The organism is Longimonas halophila (assembly GCF_002554705.1).
Taxonomy (GTDB): domain Bacteria; phylum Bacteroidota; class Rhodothermia; order Rhodothermales; family Salinibacteraceae; genus Longimonas; species Longimonas halophila.
Window position 1 is genome coordinate 63,451 of sequence record NZ_PDEP01000009.1, and the last position, 16,936, is coordinate 80,386.

Below are 16,936 nucleotides of genomic sequence, written 5' to 3' on the forward strand. Positions count from 1 at the left end.
CTACCGGATGTGTCGTCGGCGTCGGCGCCACGGGCGTCCGTTCGAGGCAGTGGTCTCGGTGAGGTCTAGATCCGATTCGCTGCGTGCGTGGGCTTCGGACACAGCGGCAAGCGCGGCGTACAGATCGAACGTGGCATCGCTGGGGTGCAGGGCTGCGGGATCGAAGTGGGTGTCTACGAAGTGGGTTGAGAACTGCCCCGAGCAGAACGCCTCGTGCTGCATCGCAAACTGGCAGAATGGGATGGTGGTGTGCATCCCCGCGATTTCGTACTCGTGTAGCGCACGCCGCATCCGCCGGATAGCGTGGTCGCGGTCGCTACCCCACGTAACCAGCTTGCTGATCATGGGGTCGTAGTGGATGAGCACCTCGCCGCCTTCTTCGACGCCTGCATCAACGCGTACGCCCACGCCAGACGGGGCGGCATGGCGCAGGAGCGGTCCGGGATCGGGCAGGAAGTTTTCGGTGGGATTCTCGGCATAGACGCGGCACTCAATGGAGTGGCCGTCAATGGTGAGGTCGTCTTGCGTATAGCCGAGCGGCTCGCCCGCCGCCACACGGATCTGCTCGGCCACCAGGTCGATGCCGGTAATTGCTTCGGTGACCGGGTGCTCGACCTGTAGGCGCGTGTTCATCTCCATAAAGTAGAAGTTGAGCTCGGCGTCCACCAGAAACTCGACGGTGCCCGCGTTCACATAGCCGCAGGCTTCGGCAGCGGCGACGGCGGCCTCGCCCATTTCCTGGCGTTTTTCGGGCGTCAGGATGGAGGACGGCGCCTCTTCGATCACTTTCTGATGGCGGCGCTGGATGGAGCACTCGCGCTCAAACAGGTGGATGGTGTGGCCGTGCGTATCCGCCAGAATCTGAAACTCAATGTGACGCGGCTGATCGATGTACTTCTCCACAAACACGCGTCCGTCGCCAAACGCGTTCTGGGCCTCGCTCTGCGCCATCTGCATGGCCCGCTCAAAGTTGCTTGGATCGCGCACGATGCGCATGCCTTTGCCGCCTCCGCCTGCTGCCGCCTTAATGAGCACCGGGTAGCCAATCTCCTCTGCTTTCTGAGCGGCGGTCTCGACATGTTCGACCGCATTGGGCGTACCCGGCGCCATGGGCACACCGGCCTCTTTCATGAGCGTGCGGGCTGCCGTTTTGTCGCCCATCGCGCGGATGGCCTCAGGGGACGGCCCGATGAACGTGAGACCGGCATCGGCACAGGCTTCGGCAAAGTCGGCATTCTCTGACAGAAAGCCATAGCCGGGGTGCACGGCATCGGCACCGCTGCGGGCGGCTACGTCGAGCAGGGCCTGCATATCCAAATACGACTCACTGGCAGCCGCCGGACCGATGTGGTAGGCTTCGTCGGCCAGGCGTACATGCGGGGCGCGGCGGTCGGGGGTGCTGTATACGGCCACGGTGCGCACGCCCAGTTCCTGGCAGGTACGCATCACGCGCATCGCGATTTCGCCGCGATTGGCAACGAGGACTGTGTTGATCGAAGAGGAATCCGTCATTTCGTCGGTACACCCAGCTGTGGCATGAAATATGTGATTTAGCTATGGATGCATATAGTGCATCCTACCGTGATGCATCCTGCATGCGCGCCCGTTGCACAACACACCTGCTTCCGAGTCTATGGCGAACACAACCTACTACGACACCTTGGGCGTCGAGGAAGATGCGTCGGCGCGTGAGATAAAGAAAGCATACCGCCGCCTCGCACGCAAGCACCATCCCGACCGTAATCCCGACGACCCCGACGCTGAAGAGCGCTTCAAGAAAATTCAAGAAGCCTACTCGGTGCTTTCCGACGAGGAGAAGCGCCAGCAGTACGATGCCCAGCGCCGCAATCCATTTGGCGGCCAGGGGTTTGGCGGATCTGGATTTGGCCAGGGCGGCAACGGGCGTCGGCAGCGCGTGAACATCAATCAGGAGTTTGGTCAGGGCGGCCTGGGCGACATTTTTGAGAGCTTCTTTGGCGGAGGCGGCGTCGGAGGTCGAGCACAACGGGGCGGACGCGACCCGTTTTCGCAGGCCCAGCAGCAACAGCACCGGCAGCGCCGCCGTCAGCCCCAGACGCGCGATGCGGAAACGCGCCTGCACCTCTCCTTCGACGAGGCGCTTGAAGGGGGACGCCAGACCGTGGAGCTGCCCTCGGGCGAGTCGATTCGCCTGCGCATCCCCAAAGGAGTCCGTTCGGGCTATAAGATTCGCCTGCGCGGACGCGGACCGACCGGTCCTGCTGGAAAACGAGGCGATCTGTACGTAACCTTCGAGGTGGGCGACCACCCACGTTACCGGCGCGAGGGCAACGACCTGCACCTCACTGAAACGGTCTCTGCACTCGACGCCATGCTTGGCACCAAGCGGCGCATCCCCACCCCGTACGGGCAGAACATTAGCGTGACGATTCCAGCGGGCACACAGCCGGATGAAAAGCTGCGTCTGCGGGGCCAGGGGGTCAAGACGGAGAACGAGACGGGCGACCTGTATGTGCATGTTGATGTGCACATCCCTGACAACTTGACTGAGGACCAGCGCAAGGTGCTCAAAGCGGCTGCCGATGATGCGGGACTGCGGTAGTGCTGTGTCAACGGTCATTCTGTACATCGAACCGAGATGGTGACACGTGCAGTGCCGTTCCGAACAGTTCCCACTGAACGCCAAGGAGATGGTTCGACTCCCGGCTTCGTTGGGGGGATTGATTGCAGAGCAACCATCAAAATGAGGATTAACAGAGCATCAGGGATCCCGCGAGCACGTCTGTTCAACTCGCCCGGTCGTACCTGAACACACGTACCGCCTATGAATGATGCTGCGCTCTCTCACCTTCGCCCCTCCGATTTGCGTGCTCTGACGCAGCTTATCAGCGACGCGGTGGTGGGCGGTACCGATGTGGCCGAGGCTGTGCACGCGGCCATTGCGGAGCGCGTGGGCATCCGGTGGATTGAGCGCGATGCGGAACGCATGGGCGGCATTTCTGGGCTGGTGTACCGGTCGATTCGTGGCATTACGAATGGGGTGGCGCGCGTGTCCGATCGCGTGTTGCACCGCACCGAGCCGCTTCTCAATGGTGAGGGCAATTCCTCGCGTGAGCGGGATGCGGTGATCGCCATCCTGAATGGGGTGCTGGGCGACCACCTGGCCGCAACGGGTAATCCGCTGGCGCTGTCCATGCAATTGCGCCGGGGCGGACAGCCGCTTGTCCTGCATCCGAACCGTGTGGCCGAAGCGCTGCCCCACGCATCCAGCTATCCTATTGTGTGGATCCACGGCCTGTGCATGAACGATACCCACTGGACGCGCCAGGGCCACAACCATGCCACAGCCGCTGAGCGCGACCTGCCGGTGACGTCGGTGATGGTGCGCTACAACACCGGACTACACATCTCAACGAATGGGCAGACGCTGGCTACGCTCCTGGAGCGGCTTGTGGAGGCTTGGCCGCAGCCGGTAGAGCAGCTGGCGCTGGTGGGCCATAGCATGGGCGGGCTCGTGGCGCGCAGCGCCATCCACTATGCCACCGAGCAGGGGCTGCACTGGCCCCAGCACCTGTCGACGCTTGCGTGCCTGGGGACGCCCCATCACGGCGCGCCGTTAGAGCGCGGGGGCGGCTGGATTGACTATCTGTTGGGCACAACAGCGGTGTCGGCGCCGCTGGCGCGCCTCGGACAGATCCGCAGCGATGGCATCACGGACCTGCGCTACGGCTACCTGCGCGATGCCGACTGGAAGCACCCCAAGGCGCAGCAGGTGGGCCAGGATACGCGCACCCCCACGCCGCTTCCCCCGCACATCCAACCGTATCTGATGGCCGTCAGCACGGGCACACGCCGGGGCGACATCAAAGATCGCATCTTGGGCGATGGCCTGGTGCCGCTGGACAGTGCGCTGGGGTGCCACCCCGATCCCGACCTGGCCCTTCCCGTTCCGCGCGAGCAGCAGTGGGTGGGATACGACATGAATCACTTCGACTTGCTCGGCGACTACGCAGTCTACCGGGCGCTGCGCACCCATCTGGCGGGCACGCTTTGACGAAAGGGCGGCGCTGCGTCCTCCAGCAGTGCCAACCAGACGACTTAGCTGTGCTTGACTACAACCACAGAAGCCTGTCTGCTGCAGAAGAACGTGCTGTTTCCTATCTTGCAAATACACAGCCTGTCAAGTCGTCTAATACCCGCATGCCTGATACCACTCACCGCCTGTACGATCCCACCTTCGTGTCTGGCCTGTTCGACGAAATGGCGGCCACATATGGCGTGGTGAACTACATCAGTTCGTTTGGATTCTGCAAGCGATGGCGCCTTCAGTGCGTAGATTTGGCTGGTATTGAGCCTGGACACACGGTGTACGACCTGATGAGTGGAATGGGGGAATGCTGGCCGCGTATCGATACTCACCTGCAAGGGTGTGGCGCGCTGGTTGGACTCGACATCTCGCCGGTGATGTGCTCGCGGGCCAAATCGCAAGCTGAGCGCGTTGATGTGCCCACCTCGGTCGTGCGCGACGACGTGCTTACGAATACGCTCCCCACTGCTTCTGCTGACCGGGTGGTGTCGGCCTTCGGACTCAAAACGTTTTCCCCGGCTCAGCGCGAGACGCTTGCGCGTGAGGTAGCGCGCGTGCTCAAGCCAGGAGGGCGCTTTTCGTTTCTGGAAATATCGGTGCCGCCTTCCGCTTTGCTACGCATCCCCTACCTGTTGTATCTTCGCGCTGTGATTCCGCACATTGGGCACCTGTTTCTGGGCAACCCGGCGAACTACCGGCTGCTGGGTATCTACACGACGCGATTTGGAACGAGCCGATCGTTTTATCAGAAGCTTGCGGCCCAGGGGCTGAAGGTACGATACCAGCGCTTTTTCTTTGGATGTGCGACAGGTGTCACCGGCTACAAACCGGATCCCACTCCGGCAGCGGCGTGATGGTTATGCAGCATAGCGTTGGCAGTCAAGTACCCAGCGCTATCGCTGCGCCACCGCGTGCCAGATCAGTCCCACCGCAATGAGCGCCAGCCCGGTGGCCCAGACGGCGGGCTCGACCCAGAATGCCAGCCCAAGGCATCCCACCAGCCCGCCCCACGCTACCGCCCGTGGGTAGAGCCGGTGCTCGGGCGATAGCTGCAGCGCCGAAAGGTTGGTAAGCGCGTAGTAGATGAGCACGGTAAACGCGCTGAACGTCCATGTGGTGCGGACGTCGCCGATCAGCGCGAGGCCGAAGATGAGTGCGCCAATCGTGAGAACAGCGACGGTGGGTGTAGTGCGGGCAGCATTCAGGCGCGTGGTAGCTTCGGGCATGTCGCCGCGGCGGCCCATGGCCAAGAGCACGCGCGAGAGGCCCAGCAGCAGATTCAGCAGCACGCCCAGCATGGCGGTGCATGCGCCAATGGTAATGACGGCAGTGCCTCCTGGCAGCGCCAGCGCCTGAATCGCCGCTTCGAGGGGCGAGGCTGCATCGGTGGCCGCGCCCAGCCCATCGGCGCCAATGGCCGCGACCCCAGTGGCTGCTACGCCGATGTAGAGCACAGTCACCACGATCATGGTCACGACAATGGCGCGCGGGATGGTGCGTTTGGGGCGTTGCACCTCTTCGCCCAGCGTGGCAATGCGTCCATATCCCGTAAACGCAACGAACATGAGTGCACTGGCATGCAAGAGGGATGCGAACGGACCTTCGCCAGCAGCCGGGGCAAAGAACGGATCGAAAAACTGCGCGGCCCCGTCGGCGGAGACGGTGGTGGTGAGGCCGCCCAGCACAAAATACGCGAGCGTGGCCAGCGTGACCGAGACGATTGCCATGTTTGTCCAGTTCGAGCGGCGGATCCCGCTGAGCACGATACCGGTGAGCACCACAACAGCACCCAGCGCCACGGGCACGATCCACGACGCAGGGCCGCCCAGCGCGCCCAGCAGGTAGCCTGCGAATCCGAGTGCGGCGGTAGCGGCCGAGGCGCTCTTGGCCGCCAGGTACATCCATCCTGCTGTGAAGCCAAATCGAGCGCCCAGATACTCGTATCCATACTCATACGTACCCCCGCTGACGGGGTGATTGGCCGCCAGTTGGGCGCTGCTAAATGCGTTACATGCCGCCACACATGCTGCAATAGCGATGGCTAGCATGACCGCGGGCCCGGCAATGCCCGCCGCGATGCCAATGCTCACGAACACGCCGGTGCCCACCATGGAGCCGAGTCCCAAGAGCACGGCTCCGGGTACGCCGATGGCGCGGACAAGACGAGGGGTATCGTTTGAGGAAGCCATATAGATTGGAGATCAGCAAGGGATGCAAAACAGGGTCAGGTGCGAGCCATCGACACGAAGCGGTTCAGTGCTTCATCGCTTCCGGCAACGACGAGACGGTCGTCAGACTGCACCACGAAGTCGGGGCCCAGGTCGCGGAGCAGGTGGCCGTCGCGTTCGGCAGCGACCACCGTGCACCCGGTGCGGGCCCGCACATCAGCATGGCCCAGGCTCTGTCCGGCCAGCTGCGGTGCCGTAATGCGAATCACGTTAAACTGCGTGCCCGGCGACAGCGCCTGCTCGTTCTGCATGAGCAGCGAGAAGATCATGCGCCCCGTGACGGTGGGAAGCGCCAGCACGTAGTCGGCTCCCACGCGGTAGAGATTGGGCACGCTCTCGGTGCGATTCGCACGAGTCACCAGCTCCAGGTCGGGGTTCATGTGCCTCAGCACCAGGGCAGCGTACATGCTGGTGGTGTCATCATCCAGGGCCAGAATGAAGGCATCGGCGGTATCCGTTCCGGCACGACGCAGGATCTCTTCATCGGCTACGTTGCCAACGACATCGACGCTGGGCTGCTCGGCCCGATCAATGATCGTGTAGGGGATGTCGTTGCGCGCAAGCATACGGGCCGCGTGCTGCCCGACCACCCCGTATCCGCCAATAATGACATGCTCGGGCGGATGCGCCTGGGGCGAGGCCGTACGCAGCTTCAGCGACGAGAGGCGTTCATGATCGCTGGCCGCAACGAGGATGGTGTGGGGCTCCAGGCGGTACTGCGGATCGGGAGAGGAGATGAACTGGCCATCATCCCACAGCCCAATGATCGTCACGCCGGTTTCATCGCGCAGGTTAGAGTCCGCAATGGTCGTGCCTGCCAGGTCGCTACCCGGATGCACCAGCAGTTCAGTAAGCTCCAGGTTGTTGTCGAGCGCGAGGGAGTCGTGCAACTCGGCCGATATGGAGGTCGCGGCCTTCTGGGCAAGACGCGTTCCCATCACCTGACGCGGGCGTACGATGTGGTCGGCTCCGGCATAGCGATGATAGCGCGCCACATCGTCGTCTTCCACCACCGTAATGACAACGGCGTCTGAATGCACATGCTTGGCTGACAGAATAGAGGCCGCGCTGTGCTTGCCGTCCGCATCAATGACCAGCGCGCGGGCCTCGGCCAGCCGGGCATCCTCCAGCGTACCGTGCTCCTCAATGTGGCCCCATATGGCGTTTACATGGTTGCGCGTGAGCTGCCGGACCATATCGCGATCGTCTTCCACAACCAGATAGGGGACCGACGCTGCCTCAAGCTCGTCGCGCAGCACATCCTCATTTGAGGTGCGCCCGCCAATGATGACGTGGTTAGTGCAGTCGGTGGTGGTGGGCGGCGTGTCTTCAAGCGCGCGCTTAAACATGGGCGTCACAAAGAGCGGCAGTGCCAAGAACACCAGCAGCACGCCCGTCATGTTCATCGCAATGACGAGCATGTTCATGAGGTCGCTCTCCCATGGCGCATCGCCCCCGAATCCCGCCGTCGTAATGGCTTCAATGACCACCTGCAGGGCGTGCAAGTACGGCATCGGGTCGTTCTCCAGCGTGGCCATCCCAGCCTGGTAGATCAGCGCATACCCATTCAGGATAGCGAGTACGATAAGGGTAGCCCAGGCGGCGCGCGAGCCCCAGAACGTCCAGAAGCGATCCATTATTCAAGGACAGATGAGACAAAACACTCGGTAGGAGGAAGCACACCATTCTCCAAACCCCAGAGCCGCCGACCAAGGTTTCGAAGTTGGGCCAGCACGCACTACAGCGTAGCCGTTACGCCGGCCCGCACGGTGCGGCCCACAGCGGGCTCGTAGAAGTTGTCGTTGGCATTAATGGATACCGAGCCGATGTATGACACGTCGAAGGCGTTGCCAACTTCAACGTACGGACGCACGGTCGTTTGTCCGAGCTTTGTATCCGTAAGGCCGATGCGGAGGTCCGTAAGCGCGTAGCCATCAATGCGGGCGGTGTTGGCGTTGTTGGCGAAGTAGCTATCCACAGCCGTCCACGACAGGCGCATCCACACGGGACCGCGCTCGGCGGTGGCCTGTGCGGTAAAGCGCTGATCGGGCACGCCGGGCACGCGGTTGCCATCGAGCGCGTCGGTGCCGTCGAAGACGATGCGGTTGGCGGTGTACGAGGTCTGGAGCGCAAGCCAGGGCTGTGCCTCCCATTGCACGGCCAGCTCCATCCCGCGATGCGTGTTCTTGCCCACGTTCTGGAAATACGCGCGCCCGCCGCTGTTGGGAATCTCAAACGCGACCAGCCGATCCTCGACCCACAGTTGATAGAGCGCTACGTCGAACTGGAGACGAGCGGCGGTCCAGGCTCCGCGTGTTCCTACCTCAAACCCGCGCGTACGCTGCGGCTCCAGTTCCGGGTTGAAGCCGCCGGGCTGGCCGGGGCGGTTCACAAGTTCGGTGGTGGTGGGCGTTTCGAACGCGGTGTTGTAGTTAGCGAAGATCAGTGCAGGGCCGGTATCGTAGGCGACTCCAGCGCCGGGGCTGACGGCAGCAAAAGTACGCTCGCCCGAGTCGTCGACGCCGTCGGACGCGAAGTTGTCGTCGAGCGAGAAGTCGACCGCGTCGAGGCGGCTGCCCAGCGTAAGGCGCAGCCGCTCGGTCAGCGGAATGCGCACGTAGCCAAAGGCGGAGGTGCTGCGTACGGTTTCGACCTGATCCAGGGTGAGTTCGTCCAAGAACTCACGTTCGGCAAAGTCGGTGGCCTGGTTGATGCGGTCGTCGCGCTGCACCATCGCATCTGCGCCCACGTTCCACTCGGTGGCGCCTGCTGTGCCGCTGAGTGTGGTGCGCGCTCCACCATAAAGCCGGTCGAACGCAATCAAACTGAAGGGCAGCGGATTCTCCAGATCGCGAAATCCGCCAAACGCCGTGACATCGAGCGTGGTGGTGTCGAAGGCGTGGCGTACCCGTGCGCCCAGGTGCGCTTGCGTGCTCTGCTTGCCCGCGTTGAACGCGTCGAAAGCGGTGTTGGCTTGGGTGCGGTCCTCGTCGACTTCCTCGGCTGTGAGCGAGCCGGGGTTGCGAGCATCCTGGTCTACGAACGCGCCCACCACGTTAAGCTGTGTGCGGGAAGCCAGGTCCAGCTCTGTGCTGAGGAGGGCGCGCGTAAAGCGGCCATCGCTATTGTCGCGGAAGCCATCGCGCCGCATATCCGACACCGCTACGCGCCAGGTGCCGCTTTCGGTGCGGGCGACGCCCTCGGCGGCCAGTTGCTGCAATCCGTGACTGCCGCCACCCGCGCGCAATGTAAGAGCGGGCGTTTCAGCGCGGGGCTGCGTATCCAAAAAGAGGACGCCGCCGCTGCCGTTGCCCCAGAAGAGCGACGACGGGCCGCGCACAGCCTCGGTATTGCGCACGAATAGCGGATCGACGATGTCGAGAAAGGCCTGTCCGTCGGGCATGGTGAGGGGGATGCCGTCAAGCTGCACCTGGATGCCGCGTACGCCAAACGGCGAGCGCCAGCCCATGCCGCGCACCACGAGCCGCTCGCCCACCGCAAAGTGACCGCGGTCGTTCAGCCACACGCCGGGAATGCCCTGCAGGGCATCGCTCAAGAACACGGGGGCTTCCAGCGTCTGTGCGTTCAGCGTGCGCTCTACGGTCGACACGGTGAACGGCGCGCTGCCTTCGGTTTCGGTGGCGCGGCTGGCCTCCACGGTGATCTCGGGCAACTGCACGACCGTGCTGTCGACGGGCGAGCCGGTCTGGGCGGAGGCAGGAAGCGCGGTTCCTACGAGTACACAAAGCGCAATAAGCAACCCAAGTTGGGGGGTAAACCGTCCTTTCCACATTCTGTCATTCTGAGGAGCGAAGCAACGAAGAATCTCTCCCAATAGGAGCAAAACAGCTGCAATAAGGAGATTTACTCGTGTACACTCGTCAGTCGCTCCGCTCGTGTTTCGACTCCTGCCGACAGCTGTCGGCATCCGCTCAAAATGACAGCCCTGTGAGTGGCGATTTGAGTTAAGTATAGCGCGGTACATAGAACAACAGAGTGTGTGATACAACCAAGCATCCCCCAAACGGCACACCGCCCCAACCGATTCGCCCGTCACGCAACGATTATGCGTTGTCTGGGGTGTTTTCGGGCGGATCCACCCGCTGAATCCGGAAGGCGTTGGCGGTGACGAGCGCGCTACTTCCGGCCATGATGACGACCGCCGCAATCGGGTGCAGCAGGCCCGCCACCGCCAGCCCCACGCCGATGCCGTTGTAGGCGAACGTCCACCACAGGTTCTGTTTTACGATGCGCGTGGTCTGCGCCGATAGGTCGGCCAGCCACGGCAGCATGCGCAGGTCGTCGCGGTAGAGCGTGATGTCGGCGGCTTGCAGCGTAACGGGCGCGCCCTGCACCACGGCAATGCCCACGTCGGCCTCGGCCAGTGCAGGCGCGTCGTTGATGCCATCGCCCACCATCGCTACGGGACCGCGCTCTTCGCGCCAGCAGACGAGCGCCTCCAGCTTGGCCTCGGGCGTCTGCCCGGCGGTTACAGGCAGATCCAGCATCTGGCCCAGCCGGTGGGCCGCCTCGGGCTGATCGCCGGTGAGGAGTTGCAGCGCGTAGCCGTGCTCGCAAAGGGCCTGCAGCGCAGGGGCGGCATCGGGACGGGGCGATTCGCTCAGAAAAAGCACACCCGCCACCGCATCGCTGTAGGTTACAAACAGGCGGATGCGTCCGGCGGCGGCAGGCACCGCCGTGTTAGGCGGCAGCGCCAGGCCCATCTGCTCTACGAGGGCCTCGCTTCCTACGCCGATGCGCTGCGGTCCCTCCGGCGTATCGACCTGCCCAACCACGCCTGCGCCCGGCACGGTGCGCACATCGTGCGCGGAGGGGGCGGCTTCGTTCTCCGGACGCGCCTCCTGCGCCGCTGCGCGAATGGCCTGGCCCAGCACATGATGCGTGTGCATTTCGACGGCGGCAGCATACTGCAAGAGCTGATCGGGATTGGGGGCTGGCGCAGATTTTCCGTTAACGGCTGCCAGCGCCATGGCCTCCACCTGTACGTCGTGGGCATCCAGTCGGCTGAGCGTGCCGGTTTTGTCGAACACGAGGGTGGATACGCGGTGCAGATCCAGGAGCGTCTGTCCGTCGCGGATGAGCACGCCATGCCTGGATGCGCGCCCGTGGGCCAGCACGCGGGTTAGCGGCACAGCGAGCCCGAGCGCACACGGGCACGTGATGAGCACCACGCTCAGCGCTACGTACAGCGCTTTCTCGACGCCTGCGACCCACCACCATCCACCAAACGCGACGAGGGCAAGGGCGATGATACCCGGAATCAGCACGCCCATGATGCGCTCGGTGCGCTTGGCGAGCCGAGAGGGCTGCGCCATGGCCGCGCGCATTCTCTCCTCAATCTGATGCAGCCGCCGGTCAGTGCCGGTGGCCGTCACGCGAAGCTCCAGCGAGCCGTCTACGATCTGCGTGCCTGCAAAGCAGCGGTCGCCTTCCGAGGCCGCAATGGGCGTCGACTCGCCCGTGAGCTGCCGCGTATCCACAAAACTGCGTCCGGATACGACCACGCCATCGGCGGGCACCACGTCGCCGGCGTGTAAGCGGATGCGGTCGTCAGGCTGCAGGGCGTTGGGCGGCACGGTGCCGGGATGTGGGCGCAGGCGCTCGTATGTGGTGTCGGGTACGGTGAGCAGGGCGCTCAGCACGCGGCGTGCGCGGTGCTTGCTGCGGGCGGTCAGGTAGCGCCCCAGCGTGTAGAGCGCGAGCAGCATCACAGCGGTTTCGAGGTAGACGGGCCCCGTGCCGCGCACGTACGAGAGGAGGCTCACGAGCACCGCCGCCGAGGTGCCCATCGCAAACAAGAGGTGCAAGGACAGGCGCCCCTGGCGCAGCGTGTGCCAGGCCGCACGCACCACGGGCATGCCCAGCAGAATAAGTGCCGGTACCGCTGCCAGCACCAGCACGGCATGGGCTGTGCCCACCGCGTGCTCCAGGTTGCGCAGCGCCGCAAAACCATACTCGGAGCTAATGGCGAGACTCAAGACCATCGTAAATCCGGCCAGCAGTCCACCAATGATGGTGCGCTGCAGAAGCGGAGCAAGCGTGGCGTCGTTTTCGTCGACGGCCTCGGCGCCTACGGTTTCGTCGAGCATCTGGCATCCGTAGCAGCAGTACTGCGCATCGCCATCTTGGCCGGGGATGGGCGTGTCGAAGAGCGGAAGATCGCAATGGTCACAGTGCTGCATGGTAGGACCGATTCATTAGCCGCAGGATGTTACCCGCGTTCTTGAGGCAGGAGGCCGTCTTCGTAGAGACGCGCCAGTGGCACGTCTCTACTGGCTGGCAGATGCGGTTGCCTCGCTCGCAGCAGCCGTGGTGTCGGCCTCCGCTCCACCTCCCAAGTCGGCGCCTTCGGGGAAGCCTTGGTTCGCGGGGTCGTTGAGCTCCTCGGCACTCCATGCGCCGCTGCGTCCCGATTCAGCATCGCGCAGGGCGGCCACTTCTTCGGCGCTTATCTCGGAGGCGCTGTTTCCCCACTCGCCGCGAATGTGTGTGAGGACGGCAGCAATCTCTGCATCATCCAACTGATTCTGCCAACCCGGCATGACGCCGTTGTACTGCTCGCCGAGCACTTCCATGGGACCTTCCATACCGTGCAGCAGGATGCGAATGAGACGGCCTTTGTCGCCAGTCACCCAGTTCGATTCGACCAGTGGCGGAAACTGTCCGGCAATGCCCTGTCCGTCGGCCTGGTGGCAGGCCTGGCAGCGGTTGTTGTAGATGCGCCCGCCATCCACGACGACCTCGGTGGCCTCCTCATCTTCAGAGGCAGCGGCGATAGAGCGGCCTTGCAGCCACGGGTCGGCGCTAAAGTCGCCGATGTAGCTACCCAGGTAGAAGGTGCTGAATAGGATAACGCCGAAGATGGTCATCCATAGCCACATGGGCGGGGCCTCGCCGCCTTCGGGACGGAGCGGCTCCTCGCGAAAGAGCGGCGCGAGCATGTCGATTGGCTCAGGCGTCTCGTTCGGGTCAGGCCCTCGTTCTTCAGGTGTATTTTCAGTGGACGACGAAGCGTCGGGACGATCGGAGTCGGTAGGCATAGACGGGGGAAAGACGTTCAGAGGGAGCGAGCAGGCCGATCGGGACTACGAGTCATCCACTTCTTGCATCTCCAGCGTCATCAGGTACTCGTAGAGGGCGAGGGCTTCGTCGGTTGCTACCACGACTTGCCCTTCAGGCGGGGCATAGTCGCCGCTAATGGGCACGGTGACCTCGGAGGCGCGCACCTCTGCTTCGTTCTTGACCTCGAACAGATAGGGGTAGGCGGGCATCACCGAGCCGGGACTCACCGAGCGGGGCTGGTACAGGTGGGCCAGTTGCCAGTCGCGGCTGGGTTGGCGCGAGGCAATGTCGTGCAGGTCGGGGCCGGTGCGCATGGTGCCTAACTGATGCGTATCGTCGTATACGTAATCGCCCGGCAGCGACCCGCGTGGGCCCCACCCGCGGTCCATGTCGCTCCCAAAGCCATTCGGACGCACCTGTTGGGTATGGCAGTAGATGCAGCCCTCGCGCATGTACACCTGCTTGCCGAGGCGCTCCTCGAAAGTGTAGTTGGTAGTGCCGGGTGTAGGCTCGATGGCGGCCAGTTGCAGGCTGGGGACGAGCGCCAGCGCAGTGAAGCTCATGAGAATCGCCGCAAAGGCACCCATGAAGATGAGAAAAGCACGAGTCATAGCAAAATCGCCAGTCGTAAGGGAAGAACACAGCGGGACGTATATGCTCGGCGCATGCGGTTACAGGCCGGGCTGCTCATCAAGAGCTGGGGCCGACTCAGTGTTGCGGGAGCGGAACATGTCTTCGGGCGCGGGGCGGAAGTACGTAGGGCCCGTTTGCGGAGCGCCCTGGCGCATGATGATGCGGTAGAGCAGGTACGCGAACACGAAGTGACCGATCGTCATGAGCGTGCCTCCTACCGAGCGGACCCAGAACCACGGCTTCAGATCTTCAACGATCTGCAGGAACGCAACGTCTGGATCCAGCAGCTGCAGCCCCTGAATTACCCCGCCAATGAACAGGGCGGTAATGTAGATGCCAATGCCGAGCCCGGTCGTCCAGAAGTGGATGCTGACCAGGCGGGGGCTCTCCCACTCCCACTCCATCACGCGCGGCATGATGTAATACGTTGCGCCGAACAGAATCATCGTAGCGAAGGCGTACACGCCCAGGTGCGAGTGCGCGATGGTGTACTGCGTAAAGTGCGTAATCTCTTGCCAGGCCCGAAGCGACTGAAACGAGCCCTGCAGGCTCACGGCGGTGTAGCTCATCGCGCCAAACACGACAAAGCGCAGCGTGGGGCTATAGATCACTTTCTTGAAGTGCCCAACGACAGTCAGGTGGTGATTGACGGCCACTACGACGACCGGAATAATCATCATCATGCTAAAAACAATGGAGACGGTGGTCGTCCACTGCGGCACGGGGCCGCCCACCAGGTGGTGCGCACCGGCCCAGTTGTAGAAGAGCGCAAGCGTCCAGAAGCCCAGGTACGAGAGATGGTAACTGTATACGGGGCGCCCAATGACTTTGGGGATAAGATAGTATGCAGCAGCCAGCGCGATAGGCGTAATCCAGAGCCCCAAAATATTGTGGGCGTACCACCAATTGGCAGTAGATTCAGGTACGCCGCTGTAAATGGGTAATAGAATTGCAATGACCAGGAACGGGCCCCACAGCATAGCAGCGCCGGTGTACCACACCGAGATAAAGAGGTGGTGCACGCGCCGTTCGCGCAGGGTGAGGAGGAAGGCAGCCGTGACCATGGCCATGGCGGGCACGATAAACGCAAACGCCAGCAGCGGCATCTCGACCCACTCAATAGCACGCGAATAGCCCGCCAAGATGCCAATGGTGCCAATCACCATGCCTACATTCCAAAGGCCCACGCTGGTCAAGAGCAAGCCTTGCCCGCGAAGGCGGGTCTTTAGGAGACGGGCCCACAGCCAGGTCGCCACACCCACGCCGGTCATCGAAATCCACCCGTAGATGACCGTATTCAGGTGAGCCGGGCGCACACGTCCAAACGTGAGCCAGCCCTGCTGCACGAGCCAGTCGGGCATGTTGAACTTCAGGCTCGCAATGATAGCAAGGACCGACCCAACAAGGAGCCAGAACGTGCCGCTCGCAATGAAAGCGATGACGGGCCACTTGGTGGAACGGTCAACGGTGCGCCGCCAGTTGGCTTCCAGCGTGCCGTCGCTTGAGGCGGAAGACTCGGGCATCGACACAGTGCCCGAAGAAGACGAGTCGGCCATAGGTACGGGGCGTATTCCTGACGAAAGAGGCGAGCGAGGTAAACGAGTGCGGGTTAGGCAGGGTCGGGGTCGGCGGCCTGGCCACTGGAGGCTGAGCCATCGGTGTCAGATGCATCGTGCGATGCAGAATGAGACGCGCGGAACAGCTGGTCTTGCGGTGTGCCCACGGGCTCGTCGTCGTCAAAGATGACGTAGGCGCCCGATTGCAGGTTCGAGAAATGCCCGGCACGTATCGAGCGAAACAGCACGGTGAGCGTGACGGCAGCGCCGGTGAACAGCAGTGCAAGAATGGCAGCAAGCGGAAGGTACGTCATCGGACGTCAATGGGGCAAGTTCGAAGACGGCGCAGACAGGGGAGCAACGGCCCAGAGCGGCTCTGCGTCAGGCGTAGACGCGAGGCGATCCGGATCTGCAGGAGCGGGAGCCGTGGTAGTACGCGCCCCGCTGTTCTCGTTAGCCGGAGCAGACTCATCAGCAGGCATGGAGCGCATCACCATCCATACAATCAGAATCAGAAAGATGGCTGCCCCCAGGTACAGGGTGAGCACCAGGCCCGTGGTGGCCCGCTCTACGTTAAACTGGGAGGAATCGTACGAGGAATCGCTCATAACGGACCAGGTAAGTGAACGGATACTACCTTGTTATGACAAGCGGTGCAGGGATGCATACACGCAGTAGGAGCACAAGATTCGAGGCGACGGGGGCGCATGCGATGAACATGCATCAACCAGCGGTCAACCATGGGCTCAGTACACGTTGCTACGTATCCAGTAGAATACGCATTTAATGGAATGACGCAACATGCAGATGGGTTGGCATCCGCACTACATTGTGACATATGATCTGTTTGTAGGCGCACAGCCGTGTCTGTAAACGAGGGGGCCTCGGACAACTTTATGTTGGTGTGGCACGTATGCAGCCATTGCACAATGGAGGCAATTGCTCATTGTGCTTCGATACCGCTTCTCTGTACAACGAACAAGACCCCATGGCCAACGAACTCATTCCGAACCGGCATCTGGAAGAGGCCGCGAGCCGGTTCAAAATACTGAGCGAGACGGTGCGCCTTGAGCTGCTGAACCAGTTGCAACTCAATGGCGAAATGACGGTGAGTGAGCTTGTGGAGGCCACAGGGCACCGGCAGGCCAACGTGAGTAAACACCTGGGCATGATGGCACGCGAAGGACTGCTGTCGCGCCGCAAGGATGGACTGTACGTGCACTACCAGATCAACGATCCCACGCTCTCGGCCCTGTGCCTGCTTGTGTGTGGACGCATCCGTGAGGAAGAGCTTGACGAGCAGCCGTCCTGATTTGGCTACGCATTCGCCCGCCTCCGCATTTGCGCTGTGGACAAGATGCAATGGTTAA

At 62.7% G+C, this 16,936-nt stretch carries 14 protein-coding genes; 4 read left to right on the forward strand and 10 right to left on the reverse strand.

The features are described from left to right. Entirely contained in the window at positions 1-1,512 is a 1,512-nt protein-coding gene (accC, locus tag CRI93_RS10325) for an acetyl-CoA carboxylase biotin carboxylase subunit (RefSeq protein WP_098062561.1), read from the reverse strand. A gap of 121 nt (positions 1,513-1,633) precedes the next feature. On the opposite strand from accC, the gene CRI93_RS10330 reads away from it, so the two are divergent. From CRI93_RS10330 to CRI93_RS10340, 3 genes are all read left to right on the forward strand, one after another. Beyond that, positions 1,634-2,581, forward strand: a complete 948-nt coding sequence (locus CRI93_RS10330) for a DnaJ C-terminal domain-containing protein (protein WP_098062562.1) — start codon at positions 1,634-1,636, stop codon at positions 2,579-2,581. A 222-nt stretch (positions 2,582-2,803) separates the two neighbouring features. Further along, positions 2,804-4,033, forward strand: coding sequence for a PGAP1-like alpha/beta domain-containing protein (locus CRI93_RS10335; protein WP_098062563.1), 1,230 nt, complete (start codon positions 2,804-2,806; stop codon positions 4,031-4,033). A 146-nt stretch (positions 4,034-4,179) separates the two neighbouring features. Further along, a complete protein-coding gene (locus tag CRI93_RS10340; RefSeq protein ID WP_098062564.1) occupies positions 4,180-4,920 on the forward strand; it encodes a class I SAM-dependent methyltransferase in 741 nt (246 codons plus the stop codon). Positions 4,921-4,959: 39 nt separating this feature from the next. On the opposite strand, the gene CRI93_RS10345 is transcribed toward CRI93_RS10340, so the two are convergent. The 9 genes from CRI93_RS10345 to CRI93_RS10385 all read right to left on the reverse strand — a co-directional run bounded on the left by CRI93_RS10345 (position 4,960) and on the right by CRI93_RS10385 (position 16,174). Beyond that, positions 4,960-6,255, reverse strand: coding sequence for an APC family permease (locus CRI93_RS10345; RefSeq protein WP_098062565.1), 1,296 nt, complete (start codon positions 6,253-6,255; stop codon positions 4,960-4,962). 35 nt (positions 6,256-6,290) lie between these two features. Then, positions 6,291-7,931, reverse strand: a complete 1,641-nt coding sequence (locus CRI93_RS10350) for a potassium channel family protein (protein ID WP_098062566.1) — start codon at positions 7,929-7,931, stop codon at positions 6,291-6,293. A gap of 101 nt (positions 7,932-8,032) precedes the next feature. Then, positions 8,033-10,054, reverse strand: a complete 2,022-nt coding sequence (locus CRI93_RS10355) for a TonB-dependent receptor family protein (protein ID WP_176521822.1) — start codon at positions 10,052-10,054, stop codon at positions 8,033-8,035. Positions 10,055-10,358: 304 nt separating this feature from the next. Continuing rightward, positions 10,359-12,497, reverse strand: coding sequence for a heavy metal translocating P-type ATPase (locus CRI93_RS10360; RefSeq protein ID WP_098062568.1), 2,139 nt, complete (start codon positions 12,495-12,497; stop codon positions 10,359-10,361). Positions 12,498-12,584: 87 nt separating this feature from the next. Further along, positions 12,585-13,355 (reverse strand): c-type cytochrome, encoded by a 771-nt coding sequence (locus tag CRI93_RS10365; RefSeq protein WP_098062569.1) that lies wholly within the window; start codon positions 13,353-13,355, stop codon positions 12,585-12,587. Between the two features lie 45 nt (positions 13,356-13,400). Next, positions 13,401-13,988: a cbb3-type cytochrome c oxidase subunit II gene (locus CRI93_RS10370; RefSeq protein WP_098062570.1), complete on the reverse strand. Its 588-nt coding sequence runs from the start codon at positions 13,986-13,988 to the stop codon at positions 13,401-13,403. A gap of 60 nt (positions 13,989-14,048) precedes the next feature. Then, a complete protein-coding gene (locus tag CRI93_RS10375; RefSeq protein ID WP_245850459.1) occupies positions 14,049-15,566 on the reverse strand; it encodes a cbb3-type cytochrome c oxidase subunit I in 1,518 nt (505 codons plus the stop codon). A 53-nt stretch (positions 15,567-15,619) separates the two neighbouring features. Then, entirely contained in the window at positions 15,620-15,880 is a 261-nt protein-coding gene (locus CRI93_RS10380) for a hypothetical protein (protein WP_098062571.1), read from the reverse strand. Between the two features lie 6 nt (positions 15,881-15,886). Continuing rightward, a complete protein-coding gene (locus tag CRI93_RS10385) occupies positions 15,887-16,174 on the reverse strand; it encodes a hypothetical protein (RefSeq protein ID WP_098062572.1) in 288 nt (95 codons plus the stop codon). Between the two features lie 380 nt (positions 16,175-16,554). Between CRI93_RS10385 and CRI93_RS10390 the strand changes: the two genes are divergently transcribed. Next, complete coding sequence (locus CRI93_RS10390; protein ID WP_098062573.1) at positions 16,555-16,878, forward strand: ArsR/SmtB family transcription factor; 324 nt, start codon at positions 16,555-16,557, stop codon at positions 16,876-16,878. The last annotated feature ends 58 nt before the right edge of the window (positions 16,879-16,936 follow it).